Source organism: Pseudoalteromonas sp. MT33b (genome assembly GCF_014117385.1).
Lineage (GTDB): Bacteria > Pseudomonadota > Gammaproteobacteria > Enterobacterales > Alteromonadaceae > Pseudoalteromonas > Pseudoalteromonas lipolytica.
Genome location: NZ_CP059831.1, coordinates 2,003,535 through 2,017,990, shown reverse-complemented (window position 1 = coordinate 2,017,990; position 14,456 = coordinate 2,003,535). Strand labels below are relative to the sequence as shown.

General features: G+C 41.5%; 7 protein-coding genes. 4 read left to right on the top strand and 3 right to left on the bottom strand.

Annotation, left to right across the window (positions count from 1 at the left end; genetic code table 11):
• Positions 1-13 precede the first annotated feature (13 nt).
• Positions 14-2,971, bottom strand: a complete 2,958-nt coding sequence (locus H3302_RS09215) for a TonB-dependent receptor (protein ID WP_182394997.1) — start codon at positions 2,969-2,971, stop codon at positions 14-16.
• A 174-nt stretch (positions 2,972-3,145) separates the two neighbouring features.
• Here H3302_RS09215 and H3302_RS09210 point away from each other — a divergent pair, with 174 nt between their 5' ends.
• On the top strand, positions 3,146-4,558 hold the full coding sequence (locus H3302_RS09210; protein ID WP_182394995.1) for a polysaccharide lyase family 1 protein: 1,413 nt from the start codon (positions 3,146-3,148) through the stop codon (positions 4,556-4,558).
• Positions 4,559-4,677: 119 nt separating this feature from the next.
• On the opposite strand, the gene H3302_RS09205 is transcribed toward H3302_RS09210, so the two are convergent.
• Positions 4,678-5,076 (bottom strand): DUF2750 domain-containing protein, encoded by a 399-nt coding sequence (locus tag H3302_RS09205; RefSeq protein WP_074989413.1) that lies wholly within the window; start codon positions 5,074-5,076, stop codon positions 4,678-4,680.
• Positions 5,077-5,708: 632 nt separating this feature from the next.
• Positions 5,709-6,290, bottom strand: a complete 582-nt coding sequence (locus H3302_RS09200) for a TetR/AcrR family transcriptional regulator (RefSeq protein ID WP_036967802.1) — start codon at positions 6,288-6,290, stop codon at positions 5,709-5,711.
• A gap of 126 nt (positions 6,291-6,416) precedes the next feature.
• On the opposite strand from H3302_RS09200, the gene H3302_RS09195 reads away from it, so the two are divergent.
• The 3 genes from H3302_RS09195 (at position 6,417) to recB (ending at position 14,451) form a co-directional block, all read left to right on the top strand.
• A complete protein-coding gene (locus H3302_RS09195) occupies positions 6,417-7,460 on the top strand; it encodes an alkene reductase (protein WP_065978515.1) in 1,044 nt (347 codons plus the stop codon).
• Positions 7,461-7,580: 120 nt separating this feature from the next.
• The gene (recC, locus tag H3302_RS09190) at positions 7,581-10,883 is read left to right on the top strand and encodes an exodeoxyribonuclease V subunit gamma (protein ID WP_182394993.1); all 3,303 of its coding nucleotides are present in this window, start codon (positions 7,581-7,583) and stop codon (positions 10,881-10,883) included.
• Entirely contained in the window at positions 10,870-14,451 is a 3,582-nt protein-coding gene (gene recB / locus H3302_RS09185) for an exodeoxyribonuclease V subunit beta (protein WP_182394990.1), read from the top strand. Before recC ends, recB begins: the two co-directional genes overlap by 14 nt.
• Positions 14,452-14,456 lie beyond the last annotated feature (5 nt).

The following is a 14,456-nucleotide window of genomic DNA, read 5'->3' as shown; positions in this document are numbered from 1 at the left end:
AGTAGTTGAATTATTAGTAGAACTTATAATTCATTCCTAGTTGATATGTCCGACCATAATCTTCTCGTTGATACAAAATCTCGCCGCCAGACTGATCATTACCGGTGAAATAACGAAGGTCTGACTCGTCGGTGATATTGATTGCATCAAAGTAGAATGAAAGGTGTTCGTTGAAGTCGTAAGTCGCTTTTATGTCAAAGGTTAATATGTCATCTTGGTAGATATCAGCCCATGTTTTACATGCTTTAGCATCATTTTTGTCTGCTGAAATAGGGCAAGAGCCTACTTGCTCTAAAATATCGGAACGATAATTACTGATTAGCCTAAGTGACGCTGTTTTATTCTCCCAACCCAGCGCAATATTAGCGGTAATATCTGCTTGGCCTGGTAACGGCATTTTTTCATAGCGTATGGTGTCATCGAGTTTTGACTCACTACTGACGACGGTCATATTACTTTGCCAAAATAAGCCGTTTTCAAAAAACTGGTTATAACTGAGCTCCATACCATACACGGTTGCTTTATCACCGTTTAAGGTGATATCAACTTGATTTATGACTAAGTCTTGTGGAATCGCGAAGTCAGAAACATGATCAACAGGTAATGTAAGAGGTAGCTCATCTAACCCCATTTGAATACCACTGACATCAACAATGAAGTTATCAATATTTTTATAGAAAACGGCTACTTCAACGAATAATTCTTTGGAAGGATACCAACCAAATGAGGCGTCAAAGTTGTCTGATGTCATTGCGACAAGATTTGGGTTACCAACTTGAAGTGCATTGTCGGGCCCCAAAATATAGTTTTGTAATTCTAATGCACTTTGCCCATCGGGTTCGCTATAACATGTATTGGTTGTGGGGTCGCATAAACTGATATCATCATCAAACCGTGCATATCCTCGTGCTTGTTTAAACGAAGGGCGAGTGTAGCTGGTCCATAAAGAGGTTCTAACTAACATCGTTTCATTTGGTTCATAACGAAGATGCATACTAGGGAAGTATTCACTGTAAGTTATTGATGATTCAGGTAACGGAACTGCAATATCTAAGGTATGCTCACCACCAAATGACCAATCGTCATTTTCAAGTGACATAAAACCAGTCGACGAAAACTCGGTATGCGCATAACGCACACCCGTTATTACGCTTAGTTTTTCTGATAACTGCAGTTCTGCCATAACATAAGCGGCATACGTGTCCTCGGTGAGTACATAGTCTTCTTTAGTGCTGTCGATTGACACTTCGCCACCGGTGGCATTTTCGCGCGTGATTTTTGTTGAATCAACCATGTACTCAACATCCTGCGCGGACACTAAAGGGTAGGTGAATAAATCACCAGCGGGCACACTATAGTCATAATCGGTAATATTAGAGTTAGCAACAGCGATACAGGTTTCATTACCATCGCAATCATCAGCATTTATCGTGTAACTCCAACGATCTTTATCTCTATAGTGTTCACGTTCGTTATAGGTGCCCCCAAACTTTATAGAATTTAAAAACTGACTATCAAACTCCTTTTGAAAGTTAAGTTTAAAGCTTGTGATTTCGTCTGTGCGGGTGCTGTCTTCCATGAATAGGTTATCGTATTGCATATTAGAAAGATCGCTTAAATCACCGTCGGCCTCACCAGCAAAAACATCATTGTCTGGGTCAAGCTCAAAACCACCAAGAGCCGCAGCTTCAGAAGGCGTTAATACTTTCGCAGTAATAAAATCACGGCCAGCCTTGCCATAAACGATATTTTCTCGTTCGCGGAATTGCACACGACGATCACCCACTGATTCATCGTCTGTTTTAGAGTAAGCATATTCATAATCTACGCGCCACGACTCAGCAAAGTAGTTTTCACCACCAAAGCTATAGTTGGTGGTTACAGTTTCACCTTCTTGAATAAAATACTGGTTGTAAACATCAATATCTGAAAGTGCAAACTCCTTAGTTTGTGGGTTAACATAAATAACTTCGTCTTCTTGATCGCCATTATAAAAGTTATAAAATTCACGTTGAGCGATATCGTCGTCGGTGTATTTTGAATAATTACCACGAATATAGTAAAAGCTGTCTTCATTTGGTTTGAATTCGACATTCAGTGTGGCATTGGTACGTTTACGATCCGCTATTTCGCGACGGTTTTCGAGCTGTGCAGGGATTAAAATTTCTTCTGCATTTGCTAATTCTGTTTCAGAGAGACCAATACCCCCTTTTAAAAAGTTCATATCACGAGAGCTGTGATGACGTACTTCATCGACTTGTGTTTGTCTGTCTTCATAGCTGGCTGCAAAGCCAATACCAACTTTGTCATCAAATAACAACTGTGTACCATCAATACTAAACTTCGGTGAATGTGCCTCTCTCATTTCATTGTAAGAATCTTGAAGTTTTATTTTCAGTGTATTGTCACCACGGTCATAAGCCGAAATAGCTTTTACGTTTACTGCGCCACCGATTGAGTTTAAGTTCATATCAGGTGTGAGCGTTTTAAACACCTCAATTGCACCAAGAGAGTCACCCGTTATGCCATCAAGACCGACTTTTCGGTCATCACCTGCACCAGAAAGTTCCGCGCCATTCATATTTACCGACACAAATTTGGGACCAAGACCACGTACTGCTACATATTTACCTTCGCCTTCGCTTCTTTCTAAGGTGACACCGGGAACACGACGTAGAGACTCAGCGACATTTTGGTCAACTAAGTTACCTAAATCATCTGTAGCAATCACAGAGCTAAATGCTTTGCTTTCACGTTCCATTGCTCGGGCTTTTAAATCAGCCTGATAAATGCCTGTTACAGCGATGATCTCCATGTCATCATCTTCATCTTGGGCTTTCTTTATCGCTGTTTTTTCATTACTACTAGACGCTGTTTGCGGTACGGGTTTGGTTGTCTGTGCGTCTTGTGCATAGACGGGCAGGGCAACCAAAAGTGCTGCTGCAATACCGCTGAGTTTTATCGTTTTCATTGTTGTTCCTTTTTAAAAGGCTTTTATTGTGTTCTATTTTCTTTTTAAAAATCCATTTGCCACCGGTGGCAAATGAAGATAACATAAAGTTAACACCGCATTAATTAAACTGTCAATTTTTTAATCAGCATAAAGGCTGGTTTTTTTCTATAAGGTACAAAAAGGTGGGTTTGAATGAAAAGTGAACAATACCGGTTTCGTCGAAATGTCCTATTGCTACTGTTTGGTGCATTGAGTGTGTCATTATTTAGTGCAAATAGTATGGGTCAGTCGTTAACGCCTAGGTCTATTGCCTTTGATGGTGCTGAAGGGTTTGGTAAATTCTCTCGAGGTGGCGCAGAGGGGAAATTGTATATTGTAACGAGCCTCGAAGACAAAGATGAGCCCGGAACCTTACGTTACGCAATTAATCAAAAGCATCCTCGCGTTATTACATTTGCTGTGTCTGGGGTGATTAAGCTGTCAAAAGAATTAAAAGTAAACCACGGTCGAATTACGCTAGCAGGGCAAACCTCTGCGGGAGGCATTACCATTTCAGGTGCGCCATTTACTGTCTCAAATGCAGAGGATGTGATTATTCGGTTTATTCGTTTTCGATTAGGGACATTTAAGGTGGTAGAAGACGCACTAACTGTGCGCAATTCTAACAATGTTATTATAGATCATTGTTCATTAAGCTGGTCTGTTGATGAAACGGGTAGCTTTTACAATAATCGTAATTTCACATTACAAAACTCTATTATTTCATATAGCTTAAACGACTCTATTCATCCTAAAGGAAAGCATGGTTATGGTGGTATTTGGGGAGGAGCTAATGCCTCTTTTATTAATAATATAATAGCAAATCATGCAAGTAGAACTCCCCGTATAAATGGACATAGACTAAAATCTCCTTACCCTTACACAGATGAATTTATCGAAGTGAGTAATAATATTATTTTTAATTGGGGACACAATAATGTGTATGGCTCTGAGAATGGGCGATTTAATCTGATAGCGAATTATTACAAACCGTGTAAAGCGAGCAAGCGCATTCAATTTGCGGATATTTGGTTCTCCCCATTCATTAGCAAAAACCAAGCTTATATCGCTGGAAATATTCTAGAAGGGTACCCAGAGTTTGATGATAAAAACTGGTTAGCTGTCAATTATAGAAATAAAAAAGAAGGGAAACGTATCGCCAGCCAAGCAAACAGCCCTTGGTTGAGTGATAAAAAAATTATAGTTGAGAAAGAGTCTGATTTTAAAGCAAAGAATGCGAAGCAGGTGTTTTATGACATCGCACAAAATCAGTTAGCGGGAGCGAATAGAAATGCAAATGGCGTGTTCATAGACAGCGTTGATCAGTTAGTTTATGACCAACTCAATGACAAGCGTCCCGTAACAGGGGATGGGTTAATTAATCATGAACTTGACGTTATTCCTAGCTGGCAAGCGTATGAAGCTCAATTTAAAGATGTTGCTGTTGTTCAAGATAAAAATAACGACGGTATTGCCGATAGCTGGTTTGCACAACAAGAAGCGGTGTTAAAAACATTAAACGAATCACAAAAATTAGAATTATATTTAGAGCATTTAGCAAAGTAGTCAATAATTTTTGTTAAATTTGCAGGATTAGGTATTTTACGGATTGGTATCATAGCCTATCGGTAAATGCCGCATAAAAAAGGGAGCTATTGCTCCCTTTTTTAAGTTATAAGCATGATTTAAAAACGTCTTTTTGGCACTCTTAGTTGCGAGTCAAATTCGTCAGGGAATAAAATAGTACCGTCATCTTGTTCAGTTGGAAAAACGGCAATCAGTAAGTCATCTTGTTCAAGACCTGGCGTCCAGCGGCTCAACCAATCTTTGACGGGTATCGCTTTGGGCTCGCAATCTTGCCACTCTCCGGTTGCCCAACTTTGTGCAAACTCACGGCTAGGCCAAACGGGTACGCAGTCATCGTCTTCATTGGTAAGCATTACACAGCCGTGCTCATCATTAAGGATCCAAATCTGTTTAAATTCGTGAACCATTTCAAACATATAAGCGAGTCGTTTTTTTGTACCAAGGGCAAGGATTTCGTCTAATTCTGTTTCAACACGTTTTGCAGTTGCATTATTCATGACAGGCTCACTCTTTTTAGTTATACACAGCATCATCTTAATCATAAGGTGATAAATTAATATGACAAGTAATAAAGCGATTATCTCTGTGCAATGAATGGTGGTTAATGCGCCTTCCCGGCTATTAACGTAAGCGGCAAGCCATTGGTGCATTCGCTGTTTATAAATTAGATAGTTGTTGGTTCGGTATGTGTTGATTTTGCACGTATCGATTTAGATTTAAGTATCTGAAATCGTTCACTGGAAGGTGGCACCAATGCAAAAGATAAATCATTTATCCACGAAGAATTAATATTAACAGTGACATAAGCAGGGTACACGTGCACTTTTTCTACAACAGTAATCGTGCTGATAACGCTGTGAGTTGGGTCGTCAGGAAGGGTCAATTTATCGAGATGAGTAAACCTACAAGGTGGGATTATGGGGTAGGACAGTTAATTTAACACTGAGCTGTTCAATGAAGTCATGGTTACTTGCTGTGATTGTAAATATATATTTTCCAGGCTCAGTTGCTTTATGTGTATGTGTAATAAGAGAAAAGTGGTCTCCTAAATTGATCTGCTTTTTTGTAAGATAACTATTCGCTATTGGCGTGGCGACATAGTAGTTATTAATAGTGCGAATGCCGTGAGTTAATTAAGAAGGGCACAATATAAATCATCGGCAAGCAGCTGTAGCGCTTTTGGATCGCTATTAGTGAGCGCATAAGTACGGATACCATAAATACCCATAACTAAAAAGCGAGCCAATTGCTGCGCGGTTTTACTGCTTTTAAATTCGTTGTTATCAAGGGCTTTTTGAATTTGTTCGGCAAGCGTATTTTCGTAGGCATTTAAGTTGCCACGTAGCACGCTGCAAATTTGCGGATCGTTGCCTTCTACCTCTGAAATACTCTTGGTGAGTAAGCACACTTTTGCTACTTCGCCTTTGATACACTCATCAACAATGAGGGTCAGATAATTTTTAAGTGTTTCTAAAATAGGCTGTTTATTATGAAATAACGCTGTGAACTGTTGATTACGATCTTTTTGATATTGTTCTATAGCTCTTAAAAATATCGCTTTTTTATTGCCAAAGGCGCCATACAGCGAACCGGGGTGAAGGCCAGTAACGTGCGTTAGTTTTTGCATGCTGGTTTTAGCATACCCAAACTCCATGAAGGCTAGCATGGCTTGTCTTAACACATAGTCATTATCAAATTCAGCAGTTCTCATTACATCAACTTTTTGAGGTCATTATTTGCAGTCTACTTAATCTTGAACAAATATTCAAAAATAGCCTTGAATAATGATTCAAGAATCCCTATCTTGAATGTACATTCAAAAATAATTGAGACATTTATGGCTACTGATTTATTAACTCCCTTTAGGTTAAACGACACAATTGAACTGCAAAACCGTGTATTAATGGCGCCGCTTACGCGCTGTATGAGTGATGATGATTTAGTCCCCACTCAAGCAATGGTTGACTACTATGCACGCCGTGCCGATGCCGGTTTAATCATTAGTGAAGCGACAATTATTCGCCCTGATGCACAGGGTTACCCAAATACCCCAGGGCTATTTACCAGCGAACAGATTCAAGGCTGGAAAAAAGTCACCGATGCAGTGCATGCGAAAGGCGGCAAAATGTTTGCTCAGCTTTGGCATGTAGGGCGTGTGGCTCACCCACATTTTTTTGGTGGTGATGTACTTGCTCCTTCGGCAATCGGTGTAGAAGGGTCTGTGCCACGCATGCGTGAATTAACTTACGTGACACCAAAAGCAGCAACCATTGAAGACATTCAAGGTTTAATTGCTGATTACGCTAAAGCGGCTGAAAACGCTATAGAAGCGGGCTTTGACGGGGTTGAAATCCATGGTGCAAATGGGTATTTAATTGATCAATTCTTACACTTTGCTGCCAACCAACGCGATGACCAATACGGTCAAACACCAGAAAATATGTCACGTTTCGCCTTAGAGGTGGTAGATGCTGTAATCGCAGCTATTGGCGCAGATAAAACAGCATTACGTTTATCTCCGGGTGCGTATTTTAATATGAGTGAAGATAACCGCGATAAGGCCGTGTTTGATTATTTATTAACAGCGCTTGAAAGTCGCAATCTTGCCTATCTTCATGCGGGTATTTTTGATGACAGCATGCGTTTTGCAAGCCTTGAAAATAAAACGACATCTGAATACTTACGCAGTGCATATAAAGGGACATTAGTGGGTGTAGGTAGTTATACGTTTGAGTCAGCTAATCAGGCAATTGATAACAACCAATTTGACTTAATCGCGATTGGACGCCCCTTTATCGCAAACCCAGATTACATTAGTAAAGTTACCCATGGTGAAGCATTAACACCTTACAGCGAAGAAATGCTGGCAGAACTTATTTAATCTGCAGATCGCTTAAATTGTCACCTAAGAGCGTACTTAGGTGACTCTTATACCTATCCCATCTAATTAAAATATCTTACACTGTGTCAATTAGTTAGTTTCAAGCAAGGACAGTGTAAAGTGCTGAATATAATTCAATCAAATCGCATGGAAGCACTGCAAGCGCGGTTTCACGCTCTTCTTAAAGTTAATCCGTTAACGAGTCCATTCAAAAAAGAAATTGTGCTTGTGCAGTCACCCGGTATGTCGCAGTGGCTAAAAATAGGCTTAAGTGAACATTTAGGCATTGCCGCACAGGTTGATTTTCCACTGCCATCTAGTTTTATTTGGCAGCTGTATCAGCAACTATTGCCCGATGTGCCCAGTGAATCTCCCTATAATAAAGCAAACCTTGCGTGGAAGCTGTTTGCTATTCTGCCTGATTGTATTGACGAGCCGTTGTATTTACCTCTAAAAACGTATTTAGATGGCGATACTGATGGCCAAAAGACCTTCGCATTATGTGAAAAAATCGCCGATGTGTATGACCAATACCTAATGTATCGTCCACATTGGATTGCCACGTGGGAGCAGGGCACAGATCAACTTGATGATGTTGATATAGGCATAGCACCTTGGCAGCCTGACCTTTGGCGTAGGCTGGTGGCGCACAGTAAACAACTTGGCCAAAGCCAATATCATCGTGCCAATATGCAAGACCAATTACTCGCTGCGCTTCAAACGATGGATAGCAGCTTATTACCCGAGCGTATTAGCTTATTTGGTATTTCGGCGATTGCCAGTAGTCAGCTTGAAGTGTTCCAAGCCATTGCGAAAAAAACGCAGGTGTTTCTGTTTTTCTTCAATCCAAGCGAGCACTATTGGGGTGACACTTTAGATGAAAAAACGGCTGCTAAAATTGCTGCAAAATATGCCAAACGTCCGCACCTAGATGCGCTTGAAGACCATGCAAAAAATCCCGACCATGAGTACTTTTTTATTGGCAATCCGCTGCTATCGTCGTGGGGGAAATTAGGCCGAGATTACTTTGAGCAATTATTGCAGCTAGACGCGCAGTGGTTAGATGGTTTTGAGAATGAATTTGATGACACTTTATTATCGCAAATTCATGCTGAAATTTATCAATTAGCGTTTAAAGGCGAATCGCTTACACCCGATAAAGAATGGTTTATTAACGATGAAGGTAAATTGCCAATTAAAGCAGGTGATACCAGTATTGTGCTCAGTGACTGTCACACGCCACTGCGTGAAGTAGAGCGGCTTCATGATTACTTATTAAATTTGTTTAACCAAAACCCACACTTAACGCCGAAAGATATTATTGTGATGATGCCCGATGTTGGCACTTACAGCCCGTATATCGAGGCCGTTTTTGGTGGTGCAGAAGGTCGTCGTTTTATTCCTTATGCGTTAGCCGATTTAGCCATTGAACAAGAAAAGCCTGTACTGAGTTCATTTGCAAGTTTGGCCGATTTACCTTACTCACGGTTTGGTGTGTCTGACATTCTTGATTTACTGCAAGTCACACAAATCGCCGAAAAGTTTAACTTAGAGGCTCATGAATACGAACAAATTGGCTTTTGGCTTGAGCGAGTGGGTGTTAAATGGGGTTTAGATGCCGCGCATAAAGACAGTTTTGGTCTTCCTGCTATTGATTTAAATACCTGGCAGCATGGGTTAAACCGGTTACTGCTAGGGGTGGCACAACGTGATGAACACCTGCCATTTTCGGGAATTTACAGTGCCGATGAAGTCGAAGGCATGGCGTTAAATACCCTTAATAAATTAATTGAATTTATTGATGTATTGGCTCGTTATAAAGAAAAACTACACGATGATGCACCATTAAACGAAAAAGCCGCGATTTTAAAAGCCCTGCTTGGCGAAATTTACAGTGATGAGGGCGAGCAAAGCTGGGATTTACTGGTACTGCAAAAAGTGCTTGATACGCTCATTAAGCATTACGAAAACGGTGATTACCAAGGGGATGTTTCGCAGCGTATTGTTAGCTATTTAGTGAAGCAAGGTATTCAAGAGAAAGGCGTAGGACAGCGCTTTTTAGTTGGGCAAGTGAACTTTTGTACGCTGATGCCAATGCGTGCCGTGCCCTTTAAAGTGGTGTGTATGCTGGGTCTGAACGATGCTGATTACCCTCGTACCGTGCAGCCCATTGGTTTTGACTTAGTGCCGTATTCAAAACGCCAAAAAGGCGACCGTTCGCGTAAACTAGATGACAGGTATCTGTTTTTAGAAGCCATTTTAAGCGCCCGTGAAAACTTATATATCAGTTATATTGGGCGCTCGTGTTTTGATAACCAACCAAGAATGCCCTCAACACTCGTCAGTGAGCTGTTAGAATACATCGCCCGTAGCTTTAAATTTGACGATGAAAAAGACTGTCACGCAGCACTGCCCGAGGCGCTGATTAATTATCAGCACTTGCAACCGTTTAATCCTGCCTATTATCTTAAGGCTAAGCAGCCTGCGGTAACGCAATTGCACAGCTATAACCCGGTGTGGATACCCGCTCAAAGTATTACGCCAGAGCCACAGCAAGACCTGTGTGTATCACCCGATCAAATTGTTGAGCTAAACCAGTTTATTCGCAGTGTGTGTCAGCCGCACGAAAGCTTTTATCAGCAGAGTTTGGGCTTAAGGTTGCCGCAATTTAATGATATTGCGAAAGATGAAGAGCCATTTAGCCTTGATGCACTGCGTCGCTATTTCTACTTAGATGAAATTTTAGAGGCCAGCATTCTTGAAACGCCACTTAATAAAGCGCAAATCATGCAACGCGGTGAGTTGCCCCAAGCGCATGTTGGCGATTTGGTGTTTGAAAGTATGCAGCACCGTGTTGATGCGTTAGCAGGGCAGGTGAAAGCCCATATTCAAGATGATGAGTTGCTGCCAATTGAAGTCAAAATAACTCTTGAAAATACCACCTTAGAGGGCTGGCTTAACCACATTTACGGGCAAAAACAGGTATTTTATCGTACCGCAAGCATTAAAGCCAAAGACGTGATTAAGGGCTTTATTCAGCATTTAGCTGCACAGATCATGGGCCAACATGTTGAAACCTTAATACTTGGTTTAGATAAACAAATTAGTTTTTCAGCGCTTTCACAAGACGATGCACGTGGTTATTTGAACGATTGGTTTATGCTCTATAAAGCATTACTTACACGGCCAGTGGCATTTTTTCCAGTAAGTGGCTACGAGTACATTAAAACAAATAAAGACATGGCAAAAGCGAATAATAAATTTGCCCCGCAATATATCGGGGTGGGTGAAGGAGAAAACCCCTATATTCGCCTAACCATTCGGAATCTAAAAGACTGCGAAGACGAGTTTATTCATTGGAGTGAGCTGCTTTTATCGCCGCTGGTTGAATTAGCGCAGGAGGCTGACCATGCAAACGCTTAATCCTATTAGCATGGAGCTTTGTGGGCAAAGCCTGATTGAAGCCAGTGCCGGTACAGGTAAAACGTACACTATAACGGGGTTGTATTTACGTTATTTATTGGGCTTACAAAAAGCGACGCACGTAGACGGCACTGCGCTTTTAAATACCCCGCTCAGTGTTGAACAAATATTGGTTGTTACTTTCACTGAGGCGGCTACCCAAGAAATAAAAGACCGTGTGCGCGCACGCATAATCAATGCCAGAGATGCACTGCTGGGCAAAAATCCTGAAGATGAATTAATTAGTCAAATTATCAATGAAGTTAATGACAAACACGCGGCGTTTGATTTACTCGACGCTGCGGCCAAATCAATGGACGAAGCGGCGATTTTTACTATTCATGGCTTTTGTCAGCGCATGCTCAAACAGCACGCGTTTGAGTCGGGTGTAGCGTTTAACTTAGAATTTATTTTAGATGAGCGAGAGCTCATTCAAGAAACACTCAATGATTTTTGGCGTGCCTTTGTATACCCACAGTCAAAAGCGCGCACAGAAGCGATTATTGATATTTTCCCGGTGCCAGCGTCGATGTATTCGCACGTGGTCAGCTTGCTCAGCAAACAAGGGGCGATTATTACCCCTGAATACAACCTTGATGAAATATGGCAAGCACGCGATAACTTTGTCGCAAAAGTACCTGCTTTTAAAAAGGCATGCCGTGACAGTGAATTTATCAATGCTGTAAAAGCGTCTGATCTGAGTGGTTCTAAAACGCCAGGCCGCAAAAACAGCCTTGCAGCGCTTGAAGAATATCTAAACAATGACGACACCTTTTTTGTATTTGGCACCAGCAAGTATTCGTTTGAAGTTTGGAGCACAGAGAATTTAAGCGACCCTGCGAATTATAAGAAAAACGGCAGTTTGCTTAGTCACGCAATGACGGCACAGTTTGATGAAATGGCCAAACTGAGTAGCCTTATTAATAACGGCTTGAATATTGCGATAGTGCAATATGCAACAAAATGGGTTGCGAATGCACTTATAACACGTAAGCAGGAGCAAGGGGTTATCACCCCTGATGATTTGCTAACTAACTTGCATCAGGCACTTTGTAGCGACCAAGGAGACGTGCTAAGCGAAAAAATAGCGGCCTTATTTCCTGTTGCCATGATAGACGAATTCCAAGATACCGACCCAGTGCAATACGGTATTTTTAGCCGCATTTATAACGCCAAAAATACCACACTCGCTATGATAGGCGACCCAAAGCAGGCTATTTATGGTTTTCGTGGTGCAGATATTTTTACCTATATTGGTGCCAAAAAAGCGGTTGTTGCGCAAAAACAATACACATTAGACACTAACTTTCGCTCAAGTGAAGGGGTGGTCGAGAGTGTAAATCGCATTTTTTCTAAAAACGCTAATAGCTTTATTTATAACGATGCGATTCCGTTTCAAGCAGTTCATGCAAAGGGGAAGCCTGAAAACAAAGCGTTTTTAATCAATGGCGAAACCACCAATGCATTTGAGTTTTCAGTGTTTGTTGATGAATACGCTCAGGCTAATAATAAGCCAACCAGCAAAGGGGTTGCCCAGCAGGCGCTTGCCCAGCACTACACACAAAAAATCACACGCTTACTTAAGCAGGCGCATTCAGGTGAAGCCACAATTGCTGGCAAAGCGGTCACCGCTGCCGATATTTGTGTATTAGTGCGAGATAGAAACGAAGCACAACTGATGAAGTCGGCGTTGAGTGAGGCAGCCATTGCCAGCGTGTATTTATCTCGCGATAGCGTGTTTCAGCAAGAGCTTAGTCATCATTTATTAAACTTTTTAACAGCGCTTCATGGTCAGTACGATGAATCATTATTGCGCGGCGTACTGGCAGGCCCCTTGTTTTGCTTAAGCTATAACCGTATTTATGCGTTACATGAAAACGAAAGCGAATGGCAAGAACATTTAAACTTTTTCGCTCAGCTTTCACATATTTGGCATAAGCAAGGTGCGATGGCGATGCTTGAGCGCTTACTGAGCCACAATCAACTCGCTGCACGCTGGCAGGGGCTTGGTTATAACGTGGAACGTTGGCTGACAGATTTTCGCCATTTAGGTGAAATCTTGCAGCAAAAGCAAATTGAACTAGAAGGCACTCACCGATTATTGCGCTGGTTTGCGCAAAAGGTCAGCCAACAAGAGGGTGAAGCGGTGCAAGTTCGTCTTGAAAGCGATGCCAATTTAGTAAAAATCGTCACGATGCATGCTTCAAAGGGCTTGGAATATCCGATAGTGTTTATGCCGTTTGCTTGTGGCTACCGTGAAACCAAAGAAGCGCTTTATCATCATAACGGAAAACTGGTTTACGACCTTGCTAACAGTGATGAGGCCTTACAAAAAGCAGAGCAAGAACGCTTAGCTGAAGACTTGCGTTTATTGTATGTGGCGTTGACCCGTGCTGTACATTTTTGCTCAGTCGGTGTGTATAACATTGCACAAGGGCGCAGTAATCGCCCTGGTATACAAAGTACCAGTATTGGTCATGTACTGTTTGCAGGGGAAGAAATTAAATCGGCTGATGAGTGGCACAGGTTATTAAGCGATTTTTGTGCTCAGTCGGCGCATATGCATTTTGAAGCTTTTACGCAACCCGATGAGGTCACTGTGCTTGACCTAACAAGCACAGATGCTGAGCAGTCATATCAAGTCAACACACTCGAAACCCACATTGAACGAGATTGGCGTTCAACCAGCTTTAGTGCATTAACCTTTAAAAAGCAGACTGATCATATTGAACTGGGGCGCAGTGATGAAGATCACGAAAAAGATGAATTTTTAGCGCAGCAAGCAGTGCAACTAACCCCCTATAGTTTCCCGAAAGGTGCAAAGCCGGGCAGTTGTTTACACGAAATATTTGAGCAATTGGACTTTACGGATCCCTATGCATTGAAACGACCTGACAACGAGCGTGACGACCATGCTCTTGATAAGGTAATAACAAAACTGTTTGCCAAGTATCACATTGATGATAGTTGGGAGGCAATGACCGAAAGCTGGATCAATGCCGCTTTAAAGTGTCCACTAAACGATAAAGGGCTTTGTTTATCGGCGCTTTCGCCTGAAGTGTGTTTAGTCGAAATGGAATTTAATTTACCGTTATTATCGCTTTCAAGTGATAAGTTAAATCAAATTTTGGTAAAGCATTTTGGTTTACCAGGGAAACTCGACTTTACTGATGTGCAAGGTTTACTAAAAGGCTTCATCGATTTAATTTTTTGTTGGCAGGATAAGTATTACATTCTTGATTATAAGTCGAACTTTTTAGGCAACAGCGCAGCTGATTATCAACATGATCAGCTTGAGCAAGCGATGAGCAGTCACCAATATCATTTACAGTATTTGATTTACACTGTTGCACTGCATCGCTTATTACAACAACGTGTTAAAAATTACGACATAGAGACCCATTTAGGCGGCGTGTATTACACCTTTTTACGGGGCATGAGTGATGGCCAAGGGGTGTACTTTAATCAGCTTACAAAGCAGCAAGTACTTGAGCTGGATAGTTTATTTGCACGAGGAGCAATGTTATGAGTCAG

What these genes read in the sequence shown, in the direction of transcription:
- recB (WP_182394990.1), top strand. Translation starts at nt 10,870, where the DNA reads ATGCAAACGCTTAATCCTATTAGCATGGAGCTTTGTGGGCAAAGCCTG.
- H3302_RS09200 (WP_036967802.1), bottom strand. Translation starts at nt 6,290, where the DNA reads ATGAGAACTGCTGAATTTGATAATGACTATGTGTTAAGACAAGCCATG.
- H3302_RS09205 (WP_074989413.1), bottom strand. Translation starts at nt 5,076, where the DNA reads ATGAATAATGCAACTGCAAAACGTGTTGAAACAGAATTAGACGAAATC.
- H3302_RS09210 (WP_182394995.1), top strand. Translation starts at nt 3,146, where the DNA reads ATGAAAAGTGAACAATACCGGTTTCGTCGAAATGTCCTATTGCTACTG.
- H3302_RS09195 (WP_065978515.1), top strand. Translation starts at nt 6,417, where the DNA reads ATGGCTACTGATTTATTAACTCCCTTTAGGTTAAACGACACAATTGAA.
- H3302_RS09215 (WP_182394997.1), bottom strand. Translation starts at nt 2,971, where the DNA reads ATGAAAACGATAAAACTCAGCGGTATTGCAGCAGCACTTTTGGTTGCC.